Raw genomic sequence first — 23,698 nt, 5'->3', positions numbered from 1 at the left:
CATTAACAAGTTATATTCGCCGGGCCTGAACAAAAGATAGCCTGTTTCAGGCACTGTGCTTTGTTAACGTCCGGTCGATAGCGTCTATAGTTATCGATGCGCTAATAAATAAGGGTACGGAGAATACCATGACCACAACCAAGCAACCTGGCTTTGCGCCTGCAGCCACGCCGCACGCTTCTACCGCCGTTCATACCCCGGAGGAGAGCATCGCCGCGGGTGAAACCTCGATCCCGACCCAGGGAGAGAACATGCCGGCGTATCATGCTCGTCCGAAAAACGCCGAAGGCCCGCTTCCGGTGGTCCTCGTTGTGCAGGAAATTTTCGGCGTGCATGAACATATTCGCGATATTTGCCGCCGTCTGGCGCTGGAAGGTTATCTGGCTATCGCGCCAGAACTCTACTTCCGTCAGGGCGATCCGAACGAGTACACCGATATCCCGACCCTGTTCCAGGAGCTGGTGAGCAAGGTGCCGGATACTCAGGTGCTGGCCGACTTAGACCATGTCGCCAGCTGGGCCGCGCGTCACGGCGGCGATGCCCATCGTCTGCTGATCACCGGCTTTTGCTGGGGGGGACGCATTACCTGGCTTTACGCCGCCCATAACCCGCAGCTGAAAGCCGCCGTGGCCTGGTACGGGAAGCTGGTCGGGCAGAAGACTCTCAACTCGGCGAAACATCCGGTGGATGTGGCGGTTGACCTCAACGCGCCGGTGCTGGGACTGTACGGCGGTAAAGACACGGGCATTCCGCAGGATACGGTGGAAACCATGCGCCAGGCGCTGCGTGCCGCTAATGCCAAAGCGGAAATTATCGTCTATCCAGACGCCGATCACGCCTTTAACGCCGATTATCGCCCCAGCTACCATGAAGAATCCGCCAAAGACGGCTGGGCAAGAATGCTGGCATGGTTTGCGCAATATGGCGGGAAACGCAGTTAAGGCATGATCTATCGGTTGCCGATATGGCGGTTAATCATATCGGCAATCGTCCCGTCCTCCAGCCACGTAGCCAGGCAGCGACGAATAAATTCATAATGCTCTGGCCTGCTGCGGGGCACGCATACCGCCTGCTGTATCTGGCTGAAGCTATCAGGCAGCAGACGCAATTGCGGATATTCACTTGCCACACTGCTGAGCGGTTGACGAATACCGGCGACCATATCCCCTTCCCCCGCGATAAACGCGCGAATTGCCTCCTGCGAGGTCGCGTATTGACGCATCGTGGCATGCTGTAACGTGCGAATCAGATACAGCTCATAGGCCGCACCTTTACCAACGTTAATCGTCACCCCCTCGCGATCCCTCTCCTGTACGGACTGAATATCACTGTCCTCTCTGACCAGCAATGAGCTTTCAATGGTGACATAGGGTTGGCTGAAACAGAGCGTATCTTCCCGAGCAGGGTCAATCGCCAGAAAGGCGATATCCCATTGATCCAGCAAGGCGGCATCCACCACCTTCCCGGCCGTCGGCCAGGTGATAAATTGCGCTTCGCGCTCACACCGGGCGGCCAGCTTTTTGGCCAACTCGACGGTGAGACCTCCCGGGGCGTTATCCGGCAACGTGGTGGCGAGTACCGGATTCCCCAGATTAATAGCAAAACGCAAAGGTCGGTGTGGCTCATCGTGACCGATCATCATTCTCCCCCGAAAATAGCTTTGCCTGCATGGTCCCGCTAAGCGTAGCCCAGGCGGGGCGATCTGTCCGGAAAGGAAGAAGAAGAGCAAAAAAAGAGGAGGCCGCGGCCTCCTTCGGGGATGGGGGTGATTCTGATTAGGCCTGGCGCAGGTTCTGCGCGGCTTTCACCATATTGGCCAGCGCCGCACGCGTTTCCGGCCAGCCGCGGGTTTTCAGGCCGCAGTCCGGATTGACCCACAAACGTTCTGCCGGGATACGCTGCGCCGCTTTTTCCAGCAGCGCTTCAATCCATTCCACGCTCGGCACGTTCGGCGAGTGGATGTCGTACACGCCCGGCCCGATTTCGTTCGGGTATTCGAACTCTTCAAACGACTCCAGCAGCTCCATGTCAGAACGCGAGGTTTCAATGGTAATCACATCCGCATCCAGCGCGGCAATGGAATCCATGATGTCGTTGAACTCGCAGTAACACATATGGGTGTGGATCTGGGTGTCATCCCGGGCGACCGCGGCGTTGATCCGGAAGGCTTCCACGCCCCACTGCAGGTAGGCATCCCAGTCGCTACGCTTGAGCGGCAGGCCTTCACGCAGCGCCGGCTCATCAATCTGGATGATGCCGATACCGGCCGCTTCCAGATCCGCCACTTCGTCACGCAGCGCCAGCGCAATCTGCTTAGCGATAGTTTCACGGCTGACATCTTCACGCGGGAAGGACCAGCACAGAATGGTCACCGGACCGGTCAGCATGCCTTTCACCGGTTTGTCGGTTAGCGACTGGGCGAATTTCGCCCACTCAACGGTGATCGCCTCCGGACGGCTGACGTCACCGATCACCACCGGCGGTTTCACGCAGCGGGAGCCGTAGCTCTGCACCCAGCCGTTCTGCGTGAAGATGAAGCCATCGAGGTGCTCACCGAAGTATTCCACCATGTCATTACGCTCGGCTTCACCGTGAACCAGGACATCCAGACCTAAACGCTCCTGCTCAACAATTGCCTGTCTGATGTGTTCCGCAATACCGGTGCGGTAATTATTGGCATCCAGATTGCCTTTTTTGAACTCCAGACGCAGGCCGCGGATTTCGGTAGTCTGCGGGAAAGAACCGATGGTCGTGGTCGGCCACGCCGGCAGATTAAAGCGGGCGCGCTGTGCCCGGGCGCGTTCGGCATACGGGCTATTACGCTGGCTGTCCCGGGCGGTTATGGCCGCCAGGCGTTTTTCCACCGCGGCGTTATGGACGCGGGTAGAGTGACGGCGCGCCTGAATCGGTGCGCTCCACGCCACCAGTCCAGCGGTATCGCCGCTGTTCAGCGCATCGCGCAGCAGCGCCAGCTCTTCGCATTTTTGCAGGGCGAAGGCGAACCAGCTTTTCACTTCCGCGTCGAGGCGAGTTTCCACGCTCAGATCGATCGGGCTGTGCAGCAGGGAGCAGGAAGAAGCGATCCACAGCTCACGCTTGCCGACGAGGTCTTTAATTTGCGCATATTTCTCGCTCAGATCGGCGCGCCAGACGTTGCGGCCGTTGATCAGGCCCGCAGAGAGCAGCCAGTCGGACGGCAGACGCTGATGCAGAGCAGCTACATCATCTTTACCGTGCACCAGGTCAACGTGCAGGCCCTGAACCGGCAGCGCGGTGATGGTGTCGAGGTTACCGGTGATACCTTCAAAATAAGTGGTCAGCAGCAGCTTAAGCTGGCCCGCGAGCGCGTCATATGCCGGTTTGAACGCCTCCAGCCACGCCTGAGGCAGCTCCAGTACCAGCGCCGGTTCATCAATCTGCACCCACTCGATGCCGCGTTTTGCCAGCTCCGCCAGCACCTGCTGGTAAACCGGCAGAATGTCATGCAGCAGGCTCAGTCTGTCGAACGACTCGCCCTTCACTTTACCCAGCCACAGCCAGGTAACCGGCCCCAGCAGGACGGGTTTGACCTTATGACCCAGCGCCAGCGCTTCGTCCACTTCATCCAGCAGCTGGGTCCAGGTCAGTTTGAACTGCTGGCCTTTTACAAACTCCGGCACCATGTAGTGATAGTTGGTGTTAAACCATTTTGTCATTTCTGCCGCCGCCGCGGGCTCACCGGTCGGTGCGCGGCCGCGGCCGATGCGGAACAGGGTATCGATATCCACAGAGCCGTCTTTGTTCTGATGACGAGCCGGCACATTGCCCAGCAGCAGGCTGGTGGTCAGAACATGGTCGTACCAGGCGAAATCCCCCACCGGCAGCAGGTCAACGCCCGCTTGCTTCTGCTGTTCCCAATGACGGGCGCGCAGTTCGCGGCCCACCGCCAGCAGTTCTTCGCGGGTCGAGTTACCCGCCCAGTAGCTCTCTTGTGCTTTTTTCAGTTCACGACGTAGGCCAACGCGAGGGAAACCGAGGGTGTGGTTAATAATTGTCATTTTTAAGACCTCATAATTTTTAATGTTGTCTCTGCAGGCAAACCCTAAATAGTTCGGCTGGCAGGAAGGCGGATCCGCAGCGCATCCCCAGGATGCTTACTGAAGTAAGTGACTGGGGTAAGCGAGGAAGCCAACGCATCTGCAGAATCGAAATATGATGAGTTTAGACGTCCAGATGTTTACACATCCATAATTGACAGGTACTGTATATTCCTCAAGCGCAAATTATTCATGCCGGAGTGAAGGACTTTCATGATCGAGATTAAACACCTGAAAACGCTACAGGCGTTGCGGAACAGCGGGTCGCTGGCAGGCGCTGCGGCGGCCCTGCATCAAACCCAATCCGCCCTGTCCCACCAGTTCAGCGATCTGGAACAACGCCTTGGCTTCCGTCTGTTTGTGCGCAAAAGTCAGCCACTACGTTTCACGCCGCAGGGTGAAATTCTGCTGCACCTGGCAAACCAGGTGCTGCCGCAAATCAGCCGCGCCCTGCAGGATTGTCATGAACCGCAGCAAACTCGTCTGCGTATCGCCATCGAGTGCCATAGCTGTATTCAATGGCTAACGCCGGCGCTGGAGAATTTTCGCGCCCGCTGGCCGCACGTCGAAGTGGATTTCCAGTCCGGGGTGACTTTTGACCCGCAGCCAGCCCTGCAGCAAAGCGAGCTGGATCTGGTCATGACCTCCGATATCCTGCCGCGAAGCGGGCTGCACTATTCGCCGATGTTTGATTTTGAGGTGCGCCTGGTGCTGGCGCCGGACCATCCGCTGGCGGCCAGAACGCGCATCGCGCCCGACGATCTGGCGACAGAGCTGCTGTTGATTTACCCGGTTCAGCGCGGTCGTCTGGATATCTGGCGTCACTTCCTGCAGCCGGCCGGCATCAGCCCGCAGTTGAAGAGCGTCGACAATACGCTGCTATTGATTCAGATGGTTGCCGCACGGATGGGGATCGCCGCCCTGCCGCACTGGGTGGTGGAAAGTTTTGAGCGCCAGGGTCTGGTCGTGACCAAAACCCTGGGCGAAGGACTCTGGAGCCGGCTGTACGCCGCGGTGCGCGACGGCGAGCAGCGTCAGCCGGTCACCGAGGCGTTTATTCGCTCAGCGCGGAACCACGCTTGCGATCATTTGCCGTTTGTGCGGAGTGCGGAGCGACCCAACGGCGATGGACCCACAGTGAGGCCAGGATCACCAGAGCCCCTATAATAAAGCTCGGCCAGTGGGGCTGCTCCTGCCAGATAGCCAGGTTGACCAGCAGCCCGGCGGGGACATGCACGTTATTCATGATACCCAGCGTGCCGGCATCCACCTGCGTCGCCCCGTAGTTCCACATAAAGTATCCCAGGCCTGATGCCACCACGCCCAGCCACACCAGAATCCCCCACTGTAGCGTCGTGGTCGGCAGCCTCTGCGGGTTACCCAGCATAAACCACGCCGTCGCCGCGACCAGGAAAGCCCCCATATAGAACCACGCAAACGCGTTGTGCTGCGGCATCGGGCGCAGCTCCATCAGGCGCTTATAGCCCACCATGCCGATGGCGAAACTGATATTCGACAGCTGAACCAGCAGCAGGCCCGTCCAGAAATGCTCGCTCACTTTGTCATAGCGAATAATGGCTGCGCCCAGCACCGCCAGCCCGGCGCTCAGCAGATACCCCCAGCGGAGCTGGCGTCCGCGAAGCAGATCGTAAATCAGGGTGATATAGAGCGGCGTAAAAACGGTAAACAGCAGGAATTCAGACACCGTCAGGTAAAGATAGGCGCGGAACGCCAGCAGATACATGATGCCAAGCTGCATCGCCCCGACCAGCATATAGAGCACAATGGTACGCGGCGATTGCCCGCGGGTACGCAGAAACGGCAGGAACACCAGCGCCGCCAGCCCAACGCGCATCAGTACTGAAAAGTAGCTATCGACGCTGCCCGCCAGGTATTCGCCGATCAGACTAAAGGAAAAGGCCCACAGGATAGTGGTAATAATCAGTAGCGCCACAATGAATGTCTCTCAGGAAGAAGAGCACCCATTGTAGCGGAGAGTCAGGTTGACAACTGACTAATTTTCAGTCAGTCGTCAATCTCGATCAGGCGAGATAGAGCTTCCGCAAATAGTGCGGTACCGCATCGTCAGCGTTACTGCCGATCACCTCCAGCTCCGGGTGCAGATCTTTCAGACGCTGGTGCGCGTTGGCCATGATGCAGCCCTTGCCCGCCATTGACAGCATTTCTGCATCGTTCATACCATCGCCAAACGCGATGCAGTCTTTCAGACCGTAGCCGAGCATTTTAGCCACCGCTTCCAGCGCATGCCCCTTCGATACCCCGCCAGCCATCACTTCGAGGCAGGTCAGGGTGGAGAAGCTGACGTTCACGCGATCGCCCCAGCGGGCGTTGATCGCCTGTTCCAGCGGCAGCAGGTGCTGGTGATCATCGCAGGTGAAAAAGACTTTGCTGATCCCTTCGGGATCGAGTTCGCCCACTTCATACAGCTTGTAGTTAAACACCGCTTCTTTGAAAAAGCGCATCTCTTCCGGGCGGTGGCGGTTCATATACCATTCGTCTTCGCGATAGACGTTGGTGACCACCTTCGGGTCGTTACGCATCATTTCGAACAGATCGGCGGCAATATCGCGGTCGAGATTATGGGCAAAGATTTGTTTTCCCTCGCTATCGTGCACGCGCGCGCCGTTGGAGGTGATCATGTAGGATTTGATGCCTAGATTGTCGCGAATCTGTCCGACGTCAATGTAGTGGCGACCGGTGGCAAAGACAAAATGGATGCCGCGGGCGGTCAACAGCTGCAGCGTCTCTTTTGCGTAGGGGGTTAAGTAGTGATCGGGGGAAAGCAGCGTGCCATCTAAGTCAGACGCAACAACCTGGTACATAAAAATTTTAACCTCTAAGCAGGGCGACGAGTGTTTTCGTCGGATTCATTGTGTCGACTGAAAAAATCGACGATGGCATTCAGCGCGACTGAGCGCATGGCGTCCTTTTCAAAAAGGATCTCATGGTATGCCCCTTCGATGACAAGCGGCTTATTACCTTCGCAGGGTCGGCCTGCCGCGGCACGGAGCGCGCAGTAGCGCTCGTGCATACGGTTATCGACCACGCGTTCTTCTTCTGCCTGTAATAACAATGTAGGGGTCGTGTCTTTTTCGACGCCGGCCAGCGCCTCCTCACCCGCGAGGATCCCCTCCCGCACCCAGTGATAGGTTGGCCCGCCAACCCGCAGCTGCGGTTCATCGGCGTAAAATCGCAGGTTACGACGATAGCGTTGCCGGCTATGCGTCAGTACGTTGACCGAAAAGGGCAACGCCCGCCAGCGGCCGGTACCGAGGGCATACTCTTCACGAATGCGCTGATGGCCCTCAGCCCAGTCGAGAATATGACGCACCATCCAGTCGGGGAAACGCATGACGATGCCGAACATGGGCGCGCACAGCGCAATAGCATCGCAATGCTGCTGGTGACGCTGCAAAAATAACGTCGCGATCGCGCCGCCCATCGAATGGGCCAGTATAAACCGTTTCCGCCAGTGGCCGGGCGCCACTTCCTGCTGCCAGAGCGCCGCCAGATCGTCGACATAATCGCTAAAGCGCACCACGTGGCCGCGGTGGCTGTCGGTCAATATGCGCCCGGAACGCCCCTGGCCGCGATGATCGATAATCATCACGTCGAAGCCGCTGTGGAACAGATCGTAAGCCAGCTCGGCGTATTTGACGTAACTTTCAATACGCCCAGGGCAGATCACCACTACCCGGTCGTTATCTTTGGCGCAAAAGCGAACAAAGCGGACCGGGACATCGTCGACGCCCCTGAATTCCGCCTCTTCCCGCTGATGCCAGAAATCGGTGAGAGGCCCCATCGTAAAAGCCGCAAACGCGTTTTCTCGCGTGTCCCAATCCTTTTGCTGCCGAAACATCGGGTTTACACCCCTGTTAACCACTGAAAATCGTTTTTTTAGCGCGCATCACACAATGCTTACACAATAGCGTATTGTGGCATAAAAACAGACAACCAGGGAGTTTCTCATGACGTTCGAGTGGTGGTTCGCCTATCTGCTGACATCCATAATTCTCAGCCTGTCGCCGGGCTCCGGGGCCATCAATACCATGACGACCTCAATCAACCACGGCTACCGCGGCGCGGCGGCATCGATTGCCGGGCTACAAACCGGACTGGCCATCCATATCGTCCTCGTCGGTATTGGTCTGGGAACCCTCTTTTCCCGCTCGGTGCTGGCCTTTGAGGTTCTGAAATGGGCGGGGGCGGCGTATCTTATCTGGCTGGGGATTCAGCAGTGGCGCGCGGCGGGGTCAATCAACCTGAACACCCTGGCGCAAGCGCAGACCCGCGGCAAGCTGTTTCAGCGCGCGGTCTTCGTCAACCTGACCAACCCGAAAAGCATTGTCTTTCTGGCGGCGCTGTTCCCGCAGTTTATCGTGCCGCATCAGCCGCAGGTAATGCAGTACCTGGTGCTGGGTATCACCACCATCGTGGTCGATATCATCGTGATGATTGGCTATGCGACTCTGGCGCAGCGTATTGCGGCGTGGATTAAGGGACCTAAGCAGATGAAGGCCTTGAACAAGGTGTTCGGCTCGTTATTTATGCTGGTTGGCGCGCTGCTGGCTTCGGCACGCCATGCCTGACGGCTATCCCGGTTCGTCTGCACAAACCGGGATAGCCTACGCTTAGCGTGAAATGATCAGATGAATGCCGAAACCGGCGAACAGCGTGCCGGCAATGCCGTCAATCCATTTTGCCATCCGCTGGTAGCCGCGACGCATCGTCGGTAGGGCGAACAGGCTGGCGACCACGCTAAACCAGGCCAGCGTTTCAAGGATAATCAGCAGGAAGATCCCCCAGCGCTCGCCCGCGCCGACGTTATCGCCGACAAACAGGGAGAAGACGGAACCGAAGTAGATAATCGCCTTGGGGTTAGCGAGATTCGTCAGCAGCCCTTTCAGGAAGCTGCGGCCGCTGCGGGCCAGCTCGACCTGCGGCTCCGGCGCCGCCACGGCGTTTTTCTTCAGCGCTCCGCGCAGCATCTGATAGCCCATCCAGCACAGGTACAGTCCACCGCCCACCATGATAATGGTGTGCAGCCAGGCCATTTTTTCGATAATCAGATGCAGGCCGAGCAGCGCCACGCCGGCCCAGACCATCACGCCGCAGGTTATCCCCAGCACGCCCATCATCGCCTCTTTGCGGGAGCGGCTAACGGCGGTCTGCGAAACAAAGAAAAAGTCCGGGCCAGGACTCATTAGCGCAATGATATGCACCAGCGCGACGGTGAGGAAAAGCATCAGCATGATTGAACCCTACTTAACAGGCTATTTACCCGGAAAAATATAGTGAAGACCGCAACTATCCTGACACTTTTTTGCCCGGCTGACTACTCATCTTCACCATCGATATGCGCGCGAATCAGCGCCATAAACTCTTTACCGAAACGCTCAAGTTTACGCGTGCCCACGCCGTTCACACTCAGCATTTCACCCGCGGTAAGCGGCGACTGCTCCGCCATTTCGATCAGCGTCGCGTCGTTGAACACGACGTACGGCGGGATATTCTCTTCATCGGCAATCGCTTTACGTAATTTGCGCAGCTTGGCAAACAGCTTGCGATCGTAATTGCCGCCGAAGGATTTTTGCATCGCCTTCGGCTTCAGCGCCACGATACGCGGAACCGCCAGCTGCAGCGGCACCTCGCCGCGCAGCACCGGACGCGCCGCTTCGGTTAGCTGCAGCGCCGAATGCTGCGCGATATTCTGCGTCACCAGACCGAGGTGAATCAGCTGGCGAATCACGCTCACCCAGTGTTCATGGCTCTGCTCGCGGCCGATGCCGTACACCGGCAGCTTGTCATGCGCCATCTCACGAATGCGCTGATTGTTGGCCCCGCGCAGCACTTCGACCACGTAGCCCATACCAAACCGCTGATTGACGCGGTAAATCGTCGAAAGCGCTTTGCGCGCGTCCATTAACGCGTCGTACTGTTTTGGCGGATCGAGACAGATATCGCAGTTACCGCACGCTTCCTGGCGCCCTTCGCCAAAATAGTTGAGCAGGACCAGCCGACGGCAGGTTTGCGCCTCGGCAAACGCCCCCATCGCGTTCAGCTTGTGGCGCTCAATGTCCTGCAACGGCCCGGCGGGTTTCTCCTCCAGACAGCGACGCAGCCACGCCATATCGGCCGGATCGTAAAACAACATTGCTTCTGCAGGCAGACCGTCACGCCCGGCGCGGCCGGTTTCCTGATAGTAGGACTCAATATTGCGTGGAATGTCGAAATGCACCACGAAGCGGACGTTGGGTTTATTGATCCCCATCCCGAAGGCCACCGTCGCCACGACGATTTGCAGATCGTCGCGCTGGAATTTTTCCTGTACGTCCGCACGCACGTCGTTTTCCAGCCCGGCATGATAGGCCGCGGCGCTGATACCGCGGCTTTGCAGGCGTGCGGCGGTATCTTCCACTTTCGACCGGCTGTTGCAGTAGATAATACCCGACTTGCCACGCTGGTCCTGCACGTAGCGCATCAGCTGATCGAGCGGTTTAAACTTCTCCATCAGCATATAGCGGATATTCGGGCGGTCGAAGCTGCTGACCTGAATCAGCGGGTCGTTCAGTCCCAGCAGACGAACGATATCGCGGCGGGTAGTGTCATCGGCGGTGGCGGTTAACGCCATAAACGGAATCTGCGGCACGCGCTGGCGCAGCTGGCCCAGAGCGGCATATTCCGGACGGAAATCATGCCCCCACTGGGAAATACAGTGCGCCTCATCCACCGCCACCATCGCCAGATTCCAGTGGCTGAGATGCTCGAGGAAGTTATCCAGCATCAAACGCTCGGGGGCGATATACAGCAGGCGAATCTGCCCGCTGCGACAGCCGGCCATGACCTCCTGCTGCTGCTCGCGGCTCTGCGTCGAGTTCAGACAGGCGGCGGCCACGCCGTTAGCCAGCAGCTGGTCGACCTGATCTTTCATCAGCGAGATCAGCGGCGATACCACCACCGTCAGGCCGCCCAGCACCAGCGCCGGCACCTGATAGCACAGCGATTTACCGCCGCCGGTCGGCATCACGACCAGGCAATCGCGCCCGCCCAGCGCCGTATCGATAATGGTTTCCTGGCCGGGGCGAAACTGCTGGTAGCCGAAGGTTTCCTGTAAAACCTGCTTTGCCAGCAATGCTTGATTCAATACTTCCGCCTGCGCCACGTTGACCCCGTCTGCGTGAAAAGAAAACAGGCGCTATTTTCAGCGCCTGTGAGCCAGAGTGCAACGATTAAAACAGATCGTTGAGCGTCACGCCGACGCCGACGCGGGTCTGATTAAAGTTATAATCGATAAGCGACTCGCCATAACCGCTGTAAACCTGGGTGTAGAAGCGCACATGGCGGGTAATCGGATAGCTGACGCCCAGCTCCGCGCCGCCGTAACCGGTGTTCCAGTTATATTGCCCCTGCGCGCTGAGGATCGCCTCACCTAGCTGATACCCCACCTTCAGACGGTAATAGCCCATATATTTGACGATATCCGGGTTATCGTTGGTGCTGCCGATCACGTACCAGGGCTTCACTTCCACCAGCCAGTTGCCGTTTTGCGCCATCAGGCGGGTATACAGACGGTTCCAGCTGCGCGAGGTGGGGTCAGAGCGGCCGTTCGAATCGTGGTTGTAACCCATCTCGATATCGCGCAGCGTCCAGCCGGCCAGCTGGTAATCGGTGGCGAAGCCCAAAAACAGCTGCGGTTCATAGTTAGTTTCCCGAAACGGCGCTGACTCTTTGCTGTTCGAGAGCTGCCACCAGGACTTCTGCGTATAGGATGCCCCCAGCAGCGAGTTCTCGCCGAGGATCCCTCGCCACAGCGGAAATGCCAGACTGAGCTGGAATTTCACTTCATCTTTGCGGGCGTTTTCCGCCCAGTCATAGCTGGCGATCGCTTCCTTGTTGATATCGCTACTCCACGTATAGAGCAGGTAGTTGCTCTCATAGGGATACAGCAAGAAAGGATTATCATGGTCCTGCAACAGGTTAGCGATAATACTACCGCGCACCGCCGGTTTATCATGAACCGGAGGGCTAACCGGCGCGTCCTGCGCCAAAACGCCAGCCGGCAGCGCGCCCAGCGCCAGCAGCCAGGCCAAAGAGATACGCATTACTGTTCTCCTGAATGAGTGATTTTTATTTCTGTTTTACCCCGCATCCATTCTACCTGTTTACCGCCGTCCTGCCCGGTTATCCGCTCTGAAAGTGGCAATCGCCATGTTAGAAGCATAAAATCAACATTTTATTAACGAATGGATACAATTGTCATGTCTGAACTCACTGCCGACGCCGTCCTTAAGCTGGTGGGCGAAATCTTTGTTTACCATATGCCGTTTAATCGCGCCTTAGGATTGAAGCTGGAGCGTCATGAAAAAGAGTTTGCCCAGCTTAGCTTCAAAAATCAGCCGATGATGGTCGGTAACTGGGCGCAGAGCATTCTGCACGGCGGAGTGATTGCCTCCGCGCTGGACGTCGCCGCCGGGCTGGTGTGCGTAGGCAGTACGCTGACCCGCCATAACACCATCACCGAAGAAGAGTTACGCCAGCGTCTGTCGCGCATGGGAACCATCGATCTGCGCGTCGACTATCTGCGCCCGGGGCGCGGCGAGCACTTTACCGCCACCAGCAGCCTGCTGCGCGCCGGTAATAAGGTCGCAGTCGCCCGCGTAGAATTACATAACGAAGAGCAGGTCTATATTGCCAGCGCCACGGCGACGTATATGGTGGGTTGAACCCCGCAAATCAAGTAACATCGCTATTTTGGCGTAACGGATTTTACCGATGGATGCAAAACAAACGCGGCTGGGGGTTATTCTGGCTCTTGCCGCCTATTTTATCTGGGGCATCGCCCCCGCCTACTTCAAGCTGATCTACTATGTTCCCGCCGATGAAATCCTCACCCATCGCGTGATCTGGTCTTTCTTTTTTATGCTGGCGTTAATCAGCCTCAGCCACCAGTGGCCGCAGGTAAAAAAACTGCTGCATATGCCGCGCAAGATTCTCCTGCTGGCGCTGTCGGCGGTGCTGATTGGCGGCAACTGGCTGCTGTTCATCTGGGCGGTGAATAACCACCATATGCTGGAGGCCAGCCTGGGCTACTTTATTAACCCGCTGGTGAACATCGTGCTGGGGATGATTTTTCTCGGCGAGCGTTTTCGCCGGATGCAGTGGCTGGCGGTACTGCTGGCCGCGTGCGGCGTGCTGGTACAGCTGTGGACCTTTGGTTCGCTACCGATTATCGGCCTCGGGCTGGCCTTTAGCTTTGCCTTTTACGGGCTGTTGCGTAAAAAGATCGCCGTCGACGCACAAACCGGGATGCTGGTTGAGACTCTGTGGCTATTGCCGGTCGCCGCCATTTACCTGTTTGCTATCGCCGATAGCCCAACCAGCCAGATGGGACAGAACCCGTGGTCGTTGAATCTGCTGCTGATGGCGGCAGGTGTCGTCACCACCATTCCGCTGCTGTGCTTTACCGGCGCGGCGACCCGCCTGCGGCTCTCCACCCTGGGATTCTTCCAGTATATCGGCCCGACGCTGATGTTCCTGCTGGCGGTGATCTTTTACGGCGAAGTTCCGGGGGCAGATAAGATGGTGACCTTTGGCTTTATCTGGGTCGCGCTGGCGGTCTTTATCGTCGATGCGCTGTATACCCAGCGCCGGCTACGCAGAGAATAGCCGACGCGGATGTCATACCCGGATAAGACGGCAGCGCCGCGATCCGGGTGCCTATCCCCTACAGCCAGTTTTTACGCTTAAAGTAGAGATACGGCGCCAGGCCGGCGAGCATCATAAAGACGATGGCGCCCGGATAGCCAAAGCTCCAGTGCAGCTCAGGCATAAACTCGAAGTTCATCCCGTAGCTGGAGGCCACCAGGGTGGGCGGCAGGAAGACCACGGAGACCACCGAGAAGATCTTGATGATGCGGTTCTGCTCGATATTGATAAAACCCATCGCCGCCTGCATCAGGAAGTTCACCTTCTGGAACAGCGATTCGTTGTGCGGCAGCAGGGATTCGATATCCCGCAGGATCTCACGCGCCTGCTCCAGCTGGCCCGCGGGCAAACGCGCCTTTCGCACCAGGAAGTTCAGGGCGCGCTGGGTATCCATCAGACACAGACGGACCTTCCAGCCGATATCTTCCTGTTCGGCAAGCGTCGAGAGGGCGTCATCGTACTCGTCGCCCTGGCGGCCTTCCATAATGACGCGGCTGAGTTTCTCGAGGTCGCTATAGATATTTTCAATTTCATCCGCCAGCTGTTCGATTTTGGTTTCGAACAGATCGAGCAGCAGCTCATAGGCGTTGCCATCCACCATCAGCTGGTTGCGCACGCGCATGCGGTACAGGCGGAAAGCGGGTAATTCGCGCTCGCGCAGGGTAAACAGACGCCCTTCGCGAATGGTGAACGCCACGGTGGAGTTACCGGCGTGATCCTCTGCGTCTTCAAAAAAGAAAAAAGAGTGGATGTGTAAACCGTCTTCATCTTCGAAGAAACGCGCCGATGCTTCGATATCTTCCAGTTCCGGGCGCGTTGCCAGGTTCTGACCCAATTCCGTCTGCACGCGGCTTCGTTCTTCGTCGTCGGGCTCGACCAGATCGACCCACACCGAACTGGCGAGATGTTTGATCTCATCAGCTTCCAGGCGTGTTAAACGATTATTTTCCAGTTGAAATGCGCTCAGCATGACCGGGACTCCCAATGCAAAAAAATTATCGGACAGTTCGGAGGGCACACAGAAACAACTTGGGTTTCAGACCATTAAGCCTGACTCAGAGCGACGGGTATGAAGGGTCGCTGACAACCGCTAAGGCTATCAGCATAAGAGGATAGCCTTAGGAGTTGTTCCTGACGGACAGGAAGTTGAGCCAGCATCTACTGGGTGTGTCCAAGGCGAATGTCCTCTTAGCGTAATCGTGCGCGCATGTTACGCCAGCGCAAAAACGGCGTCAACACGCAACAGAACGCTAAAGAGCAAATCCTGCCCTTTAGCATATAAGGCTAGCAGATTATTACAAAAAAACGATACTTTTCTTACTGTTACACTGTTTCCAGCCGCGCATAGGCCGCCACCAGCCATTTGATGCCCTGCCCCTGGAAGGCGACCTGCAAACGGCTGTGCTCGCCGCTACCTTCCAGATTCACGATGGTGCCTTCGCCGAATTTAGGATGGCGCACGCGCTGACCCAGCTTGTAGCCGGTGTCGTTCTCCGCCATTGGCGCGCCCATCCGCTGATGGCTGACCGGACGGCTCACCGTCGCGCGCAGGCGCACCTCTTCCACGCAGGCTTCCGGCAGCTCGCCGATAAAGCGCGACGGGCGATGGTAAACCTCTTTGCCATACAGGCGGCGGGTTTCCGCATAGGTCAGGGTCAACTTCTGCATCGCCCGCGTCACGCCAACGTAAGCCAGACGACGCTCCTCTTCCAGACGGCCGCCTTCATCCAGCGCCATCTGGCTCGGGAACATCCCCTCTTCCACGCCGACGATAAACACCTGCGGGAACTCAAGGCCTTTCGCCGAGTGCAGGGTCATCAGCTGCACCGCATCCTGCCAGGTATCCGCCTGCCCTTCCCCCGCTTCCAGCGCGGCATGAGAAAGGAAGGCCTGCAGCGGCATTAAATCTTCATCTTCATCGTTGTAGCTGAACTGGCGCGTAGCGGTGACCAGTTCCTCTAAGTTTTCGATTCGCGTCTGGCCTTTTTCGCCCTTTTCCTGCTCGTACATCATGCGCAGGCCGGAATCTTTAATCACCCGGTCGGTCTGGACATGCAGCGGCATATCCGCCGTCTCCTGCGCCAGGGCGTCAATCAGCTCCATAAAGCGCTGCAGGGCGCTGGCGGCGCGGCCGGCCAGGACTTTATCCTTCAGCAGCTCGCGGCACGCCTGCCAGAGGGTCAGCTGGCGATCGCGCGAGGTTTGCCGCACCACGTCAAGGGTACGGTCGCCAATGCCGCGGGTCGGGGTATTCACCACCCGCTCAAAGGCGGCATCATCGTTACGGTTGGCAATCAGACGCAGATACGAAAGCGCATCTTTGATTTCCTGACGTTCAAAGAAGCGCATCCCGCCGTAAATACGGTACGGCATGCTGGCCTGCAGCAGCGCCTCTTCCAGCACGCGCGACTGGGCGTTGCTGCGATAGAGAATGGCGCACTGCTCCAGCGCGCCACCGTTCTCCTGCCAGGTTTTAATCCGGTTGACGACAAAACGCGCTTCATCCAGATCGTTGAAGGCGCAGTAGAGGGAGATCGGCTCGCCGTCGGCGCCGTCAGTCCACAGTTTCTTACCCAGACGCCCGCTGTTGTTTTCAATCAGGGCGTTGGCGGCGCTCAGGATATTGCTGGTCGAACGGTAGTTCTGTTCCAGACGGATGGTCTGCGCGCCGGGAAAATCGGTGAGAAAACGCTGGATGTTTTCGACCTGGGCGCCGCGCCAGCCGTAGATCGACTGGTCATCATCCCCCACGATCATCACTTTGCCGCTATCGCCCGCCAGCAGGCGGATCCACGCGTACTGAATGTTGTTGGTATCCTGGAACTCGTCCACCAGGATATTGGTGAAGCGTTCACGATAGTGCTGAAGAATATGCGGTTTGTTGAGCCACAGCTCGTGCGCCCGCAGCAGCAGCTCGGCAAAGTCTACCAGCCCTGCGCGATCGCAGGCTTCCTGATAGGCCTGATAGACCTTCTGCCAGGTTTGTTCCACCGGGTTGCCGTAGCTCTGAATATGATGCGGACGCAGCCCTTCGTCTTTCTGGCTGTTGATGTACCACATCGCCTGACGCGGCGGCCACTGCTTCTCGTCGAGATTCATTGCTTTAATCAGGCGCTTCAGCAGACGCAGCTGGTCTTCACTATCGAGGATCTGAAAATCCTGCGGCAGGTTGGCATCCAGATGGTGAGCCCGCAGCAGGCGGTGGGCCAGACCGTGGAAGGTGCCGACCCACATGCCGCCCTGGGTCGTCCCCATCAGCTGGCCGATACGATGGCGCATCTCCGCCGCCGCTTTGTTGGTAAAAGTCACCGCCATGATGGAATACGGCGAGCAGTTTTCCACGCTCAGCAGCCACGCGATACGATGCACCAGCACGCGTGTCTTACCGCTGCCCGCACCAGCCAGAACCAGCATATTGGTACGCGAGGCGGCTACGGCTTCGCGCTGTTTGTCATTGAGGCTGTCGAGCAGGTAAGAAACGTCCATTGGCACCGCCGGAAATGAGCTGCCCGGCAACGCTGCGTCTACCGGGCATACTGTTAATATATACAGAACTAGTGGTGATTATATCAGCGAGGTCAGAGATGCCAACCGTGAAATTTCAATGTGCGGCAGCAGGCGGCTGTCGGCGGCGCGCATCAGATCGGCGCCCTGCGGCTTGATCCAGCAGGCCTGCATACCGCAGCGGATAGCGCCCGCCACGTCGGTGGTCAGGTCATCCCCCACGTGAAGGATCTGGCCCAGCGGCAGCTCGAGGCGCTCCGCCGCCAGATGATACATATCGGCAAAAGGTTTAGCCCGCCCGTCCGGACCGGCGCGCAGGACAAAACGGAAATAGTCGCTCAGACCAAACAGCTCCGGCTGAGCGTTGCCGTTGGTCACCGCCACCAGCGGCCATTTTTCCGCCAGCGCCGCCAGCGTATCGTGGGTTTCCTGCGGCACATCGATCAAACTGCGCCAGTGGGCAAAGTTCTCCATCGCCGCATCCGCGCCGGCAGCGGCCTGCTCGCTGGATAGCCCGGCGTTCGTCATCCCCAGCACCAGCGCGCGGCGGCGCCACTCGGTGACGTCGTGGTAAATCTCCGGTTCTGTCTCGAGCAGCGTCTGACGCAGCCGCTGCAGCTCGTTCGCATCAAATTGACTCAGTGACGGGTGGTAGCGACGCACGAAGGTCAGCGACTCATGCAGCGTCCGGTCGATCACCGGGCGGTTGTCATAAAGGGTATCGTCCAGGTCAAACGTCAGTGCTGAAATCTGGCCCAGAGGTCGGTAAAAACGCATTATTTCCCCCGTTTGGCGCGCGGATGCGCCGCATCATACACCGAGGCAAGGTGTTGAAAATCAAGATGGGTATAGATTTGGGTGGTCGAGAGGTTGGCATGACCCAGCAGTTCCTGCACGCCACGCAGATCGCCGCTCGACTCCAGCATATGGGTGGCAAAGGAGTGGCGCAGCTTATGCGGATGCACGTGGCTGTTCAGCCCCTGCTTAATACCCCATTCGGCAAAACGTTTTTGCACGTTACGCGCAGAAATACGTTTACCCAGTTTTGATAAGAACAGCGCGTCGTCATCGGCCGCGAACAGCCCACGGAGATCCAACCAGTGTTCAATCCACGCCACCGCGCTGCGCCCTATCGGCAGACGACGCTCTTTACTCCCTTTCCCCATCACCCACACCTCGCCCGACTCCCTATCAAGGTGTTTAATATCGAGGTTGACCAGCTCAGAGAGACGCAGACCCGCGCCGTACATCACTTCCAGCATCGCGCGATCGCGCACCGCCAGCGGATCGTTAAGATCGATATCCAATAGCCGGTTCACGTCATCGACGTCGATATTTTTCGGTAAGTGACGGGGGATTTTAGGCGCGGAGATACCTTTTGCCGGGTTGGCCGTCAGCTCGCCCTGCGCCACCAGCCAGTCAAAGAAGCTGCGGAGTGCGGAAAGGCGCAGTGCCAGACTTGCCGGCCCCAGCCCCTGCTTCCGGCTACGCACCGCCAGGCCACGGACCTGAGCGGCATCGCACTGCTGCCAGTTTTTAAGCCCGGCCAGCTCAGCAAGCGCAATGAGCGCATCCAGCTGACGGCGGTAGTTCAGCAGCGTAATCGGGCTCAGCTGACGCTCCACGCCCAGATAGCGCAGGAAACGGGCGACGGCGGTGAATAAGGGAGAGTCGGTCATGCGCGTTCAACCCAGCGCTCCAACAGACCAGGCAGCATTAACGCAATCTCCTGGAGCAGCTGCGTTCCCTGCCCTGGCTGGTAATGCTGAGCATCGCGGCTGGTGAAGAGCATCACGCCAGGGGCGTCATCGCCGCCCAGCAGCGACATCGCCACCGAGCCGATGGCTTTCGCTTCCGGCAGCATCACCAGCAGTTCAGGCCCGTTTAGCGGCCCGAGATAGTGGCGCTCCTGGCCAAGGCGTTGAATGCGGATAGGTTCAAACGCCTGCCGGGTCAGCGCCAGGTGGGTGAACTTTGATGGCGCGCCGAGCCGCCAGCTGTCAGGGAACAGACGCACCGTCGCCCCCGCCAGGCCGATCTCACGCGCCCAGCGGTGAAAGCGATTGAGCATCTCATCGAGGCTTTCCGCCGCCGCCAGCCGCGTCTGCAGATGAAGCAGGCGCTGGAACAGGCTTTCATTGGCGGTCGCCTGTTCCATCAACAGCATCATGTTCTCTTCCAGCACGTTGATATGGTTACGCGCCCGCACCATGTGCCATTCCACCAGCGAAATAGAGCCGCGCACCGGATGCGGAACCCGCATGTGCTCCACTAATGCCGCATTACGAATAAAGAATTCAGGATGTTGCAACAGATAGTCCACCACCGCGCGGTCGTTCAGCGCGCCGGTGATTTCCTGCTGTTCTTCCCCGACTTGTTTCATAAGTGAATAAATCCGTCGTAGACATGTGCCGCCGGGCCAGTCATAAACAACGGTTGGCCCGGTCCTTTCCAGGCGATATCAAGACGCCCGCCTGGTAATTCCACGCGTACTTCTTCGGCCAGCAACCCCTGTTGGATCCCCACCGCAACCGCCGCACAGGCCCCGCTGCCGCAGGCCTGCGTTTCGCCCGCGCCGCGTTCATAAACGCGGAGGCGAATGTGATGACGCTCGACCACCTGCATAAAGCCGATGTTGGCGCGTTCCGGGAAGCGTTCGTGGCTTTCCATCACCGGGCCAAGCGTTTCCACCGCCGCGGTTTCCACATCCTCGACCTGAATGACGCAGTGTGGGTTCCCCATCGACACCACACCGCACAATACTGTCTGTTCAGCGGCGCGCATAATATAGGTCTTTTCCGCTTTGTTGGCGCGGAAAGGCACCTGCGACGGCTCGAAGTTCGGCTCGCCCATATTGACGCGCACCAGATCGTCTTCCGTTACGCTTAATACCATACGACCGTTCGCCGTGCTCACACGGATATCACGTTTATTGGTCAGGCCTTTCAAACGGACAAAACGGGCGAAGCAGCGTGCGCCGTTACCGCACTGCGAGACTTCGCTGCCGTCGGCGTTGAAGATGCGATAATGGAAGTCCAGGTCCGGATCGTACGGCGGCTCCACAATCAGCAGCTGATCGAAGCCTACGCCAAGATGCCGATCCGCCAGACGGCGAATCAGCTCCGGTGAGAAAAAAACATTCTGCGTTACCGCGTCAACGACCATAAAGTCGTTGCCAAGGCCATGCATTTTAGAGAACTGCATTATCTACTCCAGTTGCGCGGAACAGAACGTTATCGTCAATAGTCTACCTGGGTCGGGCCACCGCTATCACCGCGATCGTTACGATCTGGCGTCGAGCTCTGGATACCGCTATCGACCGGTTTGGTCGGCGGAGCCGCCGTCTTTTCTGCCGGAGGGAAGTAAAGCGGTCCCTTCAGACCACAGCCGGTCAGGCTGAAGATCGCCAATAAAACGGCAAGCGTTGGAAAAACGTTATTCATTGATAGTTGCCCGTGATTCACTCTTTCTGCTTTCTATCATCGCAGGAGAAGACGTAAAAGCAAGCGTTTAGCATCCGACTGCACGCGCTTTTGTTTCGCGCTATACTGCCGCCATCTTCAAAAAAGCAGGGTAGAACCATGAACGACAGTGAATTCCATCGCCTGGCCGACGGCCTGTGGATGACCATCGAAGAGCGTCTGGACGACCGGGACGGCGATAGCGATATCGACTGTGAGATCAACGGCGGCGTGCTGACCCTCAGTTTTGAGAACGGCAGCAAAATCATTATCAATCGTCAGGAGCCGCTGCACCAGGTGTGGCTGGCGACGAAACAAGGCGGCTACCATTTCGATCTCAAAGGTGACGAGTGGGTTTGCGATCGCAGCGGTGAAACCTTCTGGGATCTGCTGGAACAGGCGGCGACGCATCAGGCCGGTGAAGAGGTCAGTTTCCGTTAATCAGCTCGCCCGGCTCAGCGCACGCCGGGCTTCCGCTCAGGAATAGTGCTGCTGCAGCACCGGTGACCCCACGGCATCCGGGCTCACCGGCGTGGCGGCAGCGCCGATCGCCTGGCTACGGAAGGGAATAACCTGAGGCCGGCCATCGACGTCGACGATCTGGTAGAACTGCGGCAGGTTGAAGTTGATAAAACTGGAGCCGTAAGTGAAGCGATCGTGGGATGACGAGTAGAAACGGCTCACGTCACGCACCAGCTCCTCTTTACTGCCTTCACAGTGATGATACACCTCGGCGCGGTTGCTCTCGTCCAGAATATAGATGTTAAACCCGCTGTCGTTGTTATCGGCATCTTCAAAGAAGAACTGAATAATCCCTTCGCTGGCAAAGCCATCCACCACCGGCGGCAGCTTAACATGGTTGGTTTCCACCTGAACCGACAGGCCGTGCAGCTTGTTATGCGAAATCGCGCCGTAGAATTCAATGGCGTTCTCCAGCTTCTGTACCGACACGTTAAGACGCTCGAAGAACAGTCCCCAGGTCTGGCCGGAAACGCGCAGCGCTTTAAAGCGCCCGGTATCCTGACGGGTGCTGGAAAGGCGCAGCTCAATGCACTCGGAAATCATCTGCTGCACGCGGGTACGGATCAAACCACGCAGATGCTGGCTATAGCAGAACACCTCTACGCTGTCCGGCGGCGCGGCATCCTGATGCATTTTACCGAGGATGGTTTTCAACGCTTCGATCATCGCCTGCTCGCCGTTAAAGTGCAGGGTGCGCACCTCATTCCACGAGTTGCGATACAGCAGATCGACGCTGCCGATTAAGCACTTCTGCTCTTCGCCAAAGCTGAAGACATCCAGCTTACGGAAGTCAAAGTGCACCACCTGGTTGCGGAACGCGGCGGTCGGGTCGTATTCAAGGTTGACGATAATCGCCAGATGGCGGATTTCGCAGGGGCTATACAGCGCTTTGGGCGTCGGCGACGGCAGGCGCAATGGGAAGTGATGCGACACATCCGCCACCATCTCCTGCAGTTTCGCCAGATCGACAGTGCCGTTGCCCTTAATAAACAGGCGAGTACGTGACGTCAGCAGGCCGTTAAACCAGGCCCAGGCCACCAGCTTATTAAGATAACGGTTATATTCCAGCGGCTGATGGCTGATGATCGATTCCATATCCGGCGCGCGGTTATACACATACCAGCCGGTGCGGTTGGCACGGCCCGGCGGCACGTGGATAAAGGTCAGATTCGGTTCGGACAGATCCGGGGAGATTTGCGGGTTCACCAGGGTAACTTTCCCCGGCAGCGCTTCAAACGCCGCATACAGCTTACGGGTCAGCACGCCAATATCCTGCGGACTGGCGGACACACTCAGGTTGTTGCGACGCGCGAAGCGGATCAGATTGCGATAGCTCTGCATCATCGCATCAAGCAGTTCGTTATGCGCTTTGCGCACTTCGTCGATCTTCCAGTTCGCCCGGTTGTCGAGCATCATCAGACGCTTTTCATCCCAGCCCCACCCTTGCACCAGATGGCTCACGACTTCACGACGCCAGCCCACGCAGGCGCGCTCGCGGCTGAGTTTTTCGCACACTTTCAGGTAGAAACAGCGGCGGACCAGATCGAGACGGGTCTCGTCTTCAATCGCCTGCAGGTAGGTGGTGACGCGCTCAAGCATCATGCAGTAGGGATCGAGACCGAACGAAACGATTTCCCCGTCATGCAGGCGCTGCTTAATGTCTTTCGCCAGCAGGCGGTTGTTAGGATATTCCCAGGAATAAGCCTCCAGCAGCAGCGTTTTCAGCACCGCCTTATATGGCGAATCGATGCTTTTATAGAGCTGCCACAGGCTGGCGCCGAAGTACTCTTCCGCCGACAGCGAGCTCAGGCCGCCAAGATCCAGCCATTCGTTCGGCGTCAACACGCCTTGCGCATACAGGCTCATGACGTAATCGTCGTAGTGCTCTTCTTCCTCGCACGGCACCATATTCCACAGAATACGCTTGCCGGCGAGGCGCACGGCGGTGCGGTAGAACTCATCCAGCAGCAAGATATGCTGCGTTGAGCCGCAGTCTTCGCCGCCCAGGCTGCCGCTTTCGTTATGGCGGAAGCGGTTTTCATCAATCAGGAAGAAGCTGACTTCAACGCCCAGCGAGGCGGCCCAGCTTTCCAGCAGGCTGCATTTACGCTGCAGCAGCTGACGCTCTTCGGTATCGAGCCATGCCTGGTGGCAAACCCAGATATCGAGGTCGGAAGAGCAGCTTTGACCGACGGAGGAGGTACTGCCCATCGAGTAGACGCCGGTAATCGGCAGCTCGCCTTTCGGCGGCTCCTGCGCCAGCATGCCCCGGTGCAGTTCTAACTCGTCAAGGTAGTGGCGTTGGGTTTCATCAGGCGTGTAGAGGCAAATGCCACGGGGAACGTTACCGTCAAGGTAACCCGGCATCAATGGGTGATGATAATGTAGTAATGTCGGCAGTAGACTGTA

The 23,698-nt window shown here is 57.9% G+C and carries 23 protein-coding genes; 6 read left to right on the top strand and 17 right to left on the bottom strand.

Features of this window, described 5'->3' with window-relative positions:
* Positions 1 to 128 precede the first annotated feature (128 nt).
* On the top strand, positions 129 to 941 hold the full coding sequence (locus tag ACI2JR_RS23085) for a dienelactone hydrolase family protein (RefSeq protein ID WP_132731887.1): 813 nt from the start codon (positions 129 to 131) through the stop codon (positions 939 to 941).
* Between the two features lie 8 nt (positions 942 to 949).
* Here the strand turns inward: ACI2JR_RS23085 and ACI2JR_RS23080 are convergent, their stop codons facing one another.
* Both ACI2JR_RS23080 and metE read right to left on the bottom strand, forming a co-directional pair.
* Positions 950 to 1,642 (bottom strand): transporter substrate-binding domain-containing protein, encoded by a 693-nt coding sequence (locus tag ACI2JR_RS23080; RefSeq protein ID WP_462479559.1) that lies wholly within the window; start codon positions 1,640 to 1,642, stop codon positions 950 to 952.
* 133 nt (positions 1,643 to 1,775) lie between these two features.
* Positions 1,776 to 4,037, bottom strand: coding sequence for a 5-methyltetrahydropteroyltriglutamate--homocysteine S-methyltransferase (gene metE, locus ACI2JR_RS23075; RefSeq protein WP_132731886.1), 2,262 nt, complete (start codon positions 4,035 to 4,037; stop codon positions 1,776 to 1,778).
* 252 nt (positions 4,038 to 4,289) lie between these two features.
* On the opposite strand from metE, the gene metR reads away from it, so the two are divergent.
* A complete protein-coding gene (gene metR / locus ACI2JR_RS23070; protein WP_462479558.1) occupies positions 4,290 to 5,243 on the top strand; it encodes an HTH-type transcriptional regulator MetR in 954 nt (317 codons plus the stop codon).
* On the opposite strand, the gene ACI2JR_RS23065 is transcribed toward metR, so the two are convergent.
* The 3 genes from ACI2JR_RS23065 to pldB form a co-directional block, all read right to left on the bottom strand.
* Positions 5,131 to 6,030: a carboxylate/amino acid/amine transporter gene (locus ACI2JR_RS23065; protein WP_132731884.1), complete on the bottom strand. Its 900-nt coding sequence runs from the start codon at positions 6,028 to 6,030 to the stop codon at positions 5,131 to 5,133. The genes metR and ACI2JR_RS23065 overlap by 113 nt on opposite strands.
* Positions 6,031 to 6,118: 88 nt before the next feature.
* Entirely contained in the window at positions 6,119 to 6,919 is an 801-nt protein-coding gene (yigL, locus tag ACI2JR_RS23060; RefSeq protein ID WP_132731883.1) for a sugar/pyridoxal phosphate phosphatase YigL, read from the bottom strand.
* Positions 6,920 to 6,933: 14 nt separating this feature from the next.
* A complete protein-coding gene (pldB, locus tag ACI2JR_RS23055) occupies positions 6,934 to 7,956 on the bottom strand; it encodes a lysophospholipase L2 (protein WP_132731882.1) in 1,023 nt (340 codons plus the stop codon).
* A 109-nt stretch (positions 7,957 to 8,065) separates the two neighbouring features.
* On the opposite strand from pldB, the gene rhtB reads away from it, so the two are divergent.
* Positions 8,066 to 8,686, top strand: coding sequence for a homoserine/homoserine lactone efflux protein (gene rhtB / locus ACI2JR_RS23050; protein WP_462479557.1), 621 nt, complete (start codon positions 8,066 to 8,068; stop codon positions 8,684 to 8,686).
* Between the two features lie 42 nt (positions 8,687 to 8,728).
* On the opposite strand, the gene rhtC is transcribed toward rhtB, so the two are convergent.
* The 3 genes from rhtC to pldA all read right to left on the bottom strand — a co-directional run bounded on the left by rhtC (position 8,729) and on the right by pldA (position 12,199).
* Positions 8,729 to 9,349 (bottom strand): threonine export protein RhtC, encoded by a 621-nt coding sequence (gene rhtC / locus ACI2JR_RS23045; RefSeq protein WP_132731880.1) that lies wholly within the window; start codon positions 9,347 to 9,349, stop codon positions 8,729 to 8,731.
* Between the two features lie 83 nt (positions 9,350 to 9,432).
* On the bottom strand, positions 9,433 to 11,259 hold the full coding sequence (gene recQ / locus ACI2JR_RS23040; protein ID WP_132731879.1) for an ATP-dependent DNA helicase RecQ: 1,827 nt from the start codon (positions 11,257 to 11,259) through the stop codon (positions 9,433 to 9,435).
* Positions 11,260 to 11,326: 67 nt separating this feature from the next.
* Complete coding sequence (pldA, locus tag ACI2JR_RS23035) at positions 11,327 to 12,199, bottom strand: phospholipase A (protein WP_462479556.1); 873 nt, start codon at positions 12,197 to 12,199, stop codon at positions 11,327 to 11,329.
* 156 nt (positions 12,200 to 12,355) lie between these two features.
* Between pldA and yigI the strand changes: the two genes are divergently transcribed.
* Both yigI and rarD read left to right on the top strand, forming a co-directional pair.
* The gene (gene yigI, locus ACI2JR_RS23030) at positions 12,356 to 12,820 is read left to right on the top strand and encodes an acyl-CoA thioesterase YigI (RefSeq protein WP_462479555.1); all 465 of its coding nucleotides are present in this window, start codon (positions 12,356 to 12,358) and stop codon (positions 12,818 to 12,820) included.
* Positions 12,821 to 12,869: 49 nt separating this feature from the next.
* Positions 12,870 to 13,763 carry an EamA family transporter RarD gene (rarD, locus tag ACI2JR_RS23025; RefSeq protein WP_132731877.1) on the top strand — a complete coding sequence of 298 codons (894 nt, stop codon included), beginning with the start codon at positions 12,870 to 12,872 and terminating at the stop codon, positions 13,761 to 13,763.
* 58 nt (positions 13,764 to 13,821) lie between these two features.
* Here the strand turns inward: rarD and corA are convergent, their stop codons facing one another.
* The 8 genes from corA to ACI2JR_RS22985 form a co-directional block, all read right to left on the bottom strand.
* Positions 13,822 to 14,772 (bottom strand): magnesium/cobalt transporter CorA, encoded by a 951-nt coding sequence (gene corA, locus ACI2JR_RS23020; protein ID WP_004869610.1) that lies wholly within the window; start codon positions 14,770 to 14,772, stop codon positions 13,822 to 13,824.
* 148 nt (positions 14,773 to 14,920) lie between these two features.
* Positions 14,921 to 14,977, bottom strand: a complete 57-nt coding sequence (gene ysgD / locus ACI2JR_RS23015; protein WP_350028775.1) for a YsgD/CorL family protein — start codon at positions 14,975 to 14,977, stop codon at positions 14,921 to 14,923.
* Positions 14,978 to 15,125: 148 nt separating this feature from the next.
* Complete coding sequence (uvrD, locus tag ACI2JR_RS23010; RefSeq protein WP_132731876.1) at positions 15,126 to 17,288, bottom strand: DNA helicase II; 2,163 nt, start codon at positions 17,286 to 17,288, stop codon at positions 15,126 to 15,128.
* A gap of 78 nt (positions 17,289 to 17,366) precedes the next feature.
* Positions 17,367 to 18,083 (bottom strand): 5-amino-6-(5-phospho-D-ribitylamino)uracil phosphatase YigB, encoded by a 717-nt coding sequence (gene yigB, locus ACI2JR_RS23005; RefSeq protein ID WP_132731875.1) that lies wholly within the window; start codon positions 18,081 to 18,083, stop codon positions 17,367 to 17,369.
* Entirely contained in the window at positions 18,083 to 18,985 is a 903-nt protein-coding gene (xerC, locus tag ACI2JR_RS23000; RefSeq protein WP_132731874.1) for a tyrosine recombinase XerC, read from the bottom strand. Before xerC ends, yigB begins: the two co-directional genes overlap by 1 nt.
* Entirely contained in the window at positions 18,982 to 19,689 is a 708-nt protein-coding gene (locus ACI2JR_RS22995; RefSeq protein ID WP_132731873.1) for a DUF484 domain-containing protein, read from the bottom strand. Before ACI2JR_RS22995 ends, xerC begins: the two co-directional genes overlap by 4 nt.
* On the bottom strand, positions 19,686 to 20,510 hold the full coding sequence (dapF, locus tag ACI2JR_RS22990) for a diaminopimelate epimerase (RefSeq protein ID WP_132731872.1): 825 nt from the start codon (positions 20,508 to 20,510) through the stop codon (positions 19,686 to 19,688). The genes ACI2JR_RS22995 and dapF overlap by 4 nt, the downstream gene beginning before the upstream one ends.
* A 35-nt stretch (positions 20,511 to 20,545) precedes the next feature.
* Positions 20,546 to 20,749: a lipoprotein gene (locus tag ACI2JR_RS22985; protein ID WP_462479554.1), complete on the bottom strand. Its 204-nt coding sequence runs from the start codon at positions 20,747 to 20,749 to the stop codon at positions 20,546 to 20,548.
* 138 nt (positions 20,750 to 20,887) lie between these two features.
* Here ACI2JR_RS22985 and cyaY point away from each other — a divergent pair, with 138 nt between their 5' ends.
* Positions 20,888 to 21,208, top strand: coding sequence for an iron donor protein CyaY (cyaY, locus tag ACI2JR_RS22980; protein WP_132731870.1), 321 nt, complete (start codon positions 20,888 to 20,890; stop codon positions 21,206 to 21,208).
* Positions 21,209 to 21,244: 36 nt separating this feature from the next.
* Here the strand turns inward: cyaY and cyaA are convergent.
* Positions 21,245 to 23,698, bottom strand: a 2,454-nt coding sequence (cyaA, locus tag ACI2JR_RS22975) for a class I adenylate cyclase (protein ID WP_462479553.1), incomplete at its 5' end; no start/stop codon positions are given.

The sequence above is a fragment of the Klebsiella sp. NPDC088457 genome, assembly GCF_044900465.1.
Taxonomy (GTDB): Bacteria; Pseudomonadota; Gammaproteobacteria; order Enterobacterales; family Enterobacteriaceae; genus Klebsiella.
The sequence above is the reverse complement of the archived record's forward strand: the minus strand, read 5'-3'. Positions and strand labels throughout refer to the sequence as shown.

What these genes read in the sequence shown, in the direction of transcription:
- ACI2JR_RS23085 (WP_132731887.1), top strand. Translation starts at nt 129, where the DNA reads ATGACCACAACCAAGCAACCTGGCTTTGCGCCTGCAGCCACGCCGCAC.
- ACI2JR_RS23080 (WP_462479559.1), bottom strand. Translation starts at nt 1,642, where the DNA reads ATGATGATCGGTCACGATGAGCCACACCGACCTTTGCGTTTTGCTATT.
- metE (WP_132731886.1), bottom strand. Translation starts at nt 4,037, where the DNA reads ATGACAATTATTAACCACACCCTCGGTTTCCCTCGCGTTGGCCTACGT.
- metR (WP_462479558.1), top strand. Translation starts at nt 4,290, where the DNA reads ATGATCGAGATTAAACACCTGAAAACGCTACAGGCGTTGCGGAACAGC.
- yigL (WP_132731883.1), bottom strand. Translation starts at nt 6,919, where the DNA reads ATGTACCAGGTTGTTGCGTCTGACTTAGATGGCACGCTGCTTTCCCCC.
- pldB (WP_132731882.1), bottom strand. Translation starts at nt 7,956, where the DNA reads ATGTTTCGGCAGCAAAAGGATTGGGACACGCGAGAAAACGCGTTTGCG.
- rhtB (WP_462479557.1), top strand. Translation starts at nt 8,066, where the DNA reads ATGACGTTCGAGTGGTGGTTCGCCTATCTGCTGACATCCATAATTCTC.
- rhtC (WP_132731880.1), bottom strand. Translation starts at nt 9,349, where the DNA reads ATGCTGATGCTTTTCCTCACCGTCGCGCTGGTGCATATCATTGCGCTA.
- pldA (WP_462479556.1), bottom strand. Translation starts at nt 12,199, where the DNA reads ATGCGTATCTCTTTGGCCTGGCTGCTGGCGCTGGGCGCGCTGCCGGCT.
- yigI (WP_462479555.1), top strand. Translation starts at nt 12,356, where the DNA reads ATGTCTGAACTCACTGCCGACGCCGTCCTTAAGCTGGTGGGCGAAATC.
- rarD (WP_132731877.1), top strand. Translation starts at nt 12,870, where the DNA reads ATGGATGCAAAACAAACGCGGCTGGGGGTTATTCTGGCTCTTGCCGCC.
- corA (WP_004869610.1), bottom strand. Translation starts at nt 14,772, where the DNA reads ATGCTGAGCGCATTTCAACTGGAAAATAATCGTTTAACACGCCTGGAA.
- uvrD (WP_132731876.1), bottom strand. Translation starts at nt 17,288, where the DNA reads ATGGACGTTTCTTACCTGCTCGACAGCCTCAATGACAAACAGCGCGAA.
- yigB (WP_132731875.1), bottom strand. Translation starts at nt 18,083, where the DNA reads ATGCGTTTTTACCGACCTCTGGGCCAGATTTCAGCACTGACGTTTGAC.
- xerC (WP_132731874.1), bottom strand. Translation starts at nt 18,985, where the DNA reads ATGACCGACTCTCCCTTATTCACCGCCGTCGCCCGTTTCCTGCGCTAT.
- ACI2JR_RS22995 (WP_132731873.1), bottom strand. Translation starts at nt 19,689, where the DNA reads ATGAAACAAGTCGGGGAAGAACAGCAGGAAATCACCGGCGCGCTGAAC.
- dapF (WP_132731872.1), bottom strand. Translation starts at nt 20,510, where the DNA reads ATGCAGTTCTCTAAAATGCATGGCCTTGGCAACGACTTTATGGTCGTT.
- ACI2JR_RS22985 (WP_462479554.1), bottom strand. Translation starts at nt 20,749, where the DNA reads ATGAATAACGTTTTTCCAACGCTTGCCGTTTTATTGGCGATCTTCAGC.
- cyaY (WP_132731870.1), top strand. Translation starts at nt 20,888, where the DNA reads ATGAACGACAGTGAATTCCATCGCCTGGCCGACGGCCTGTGGATGACC.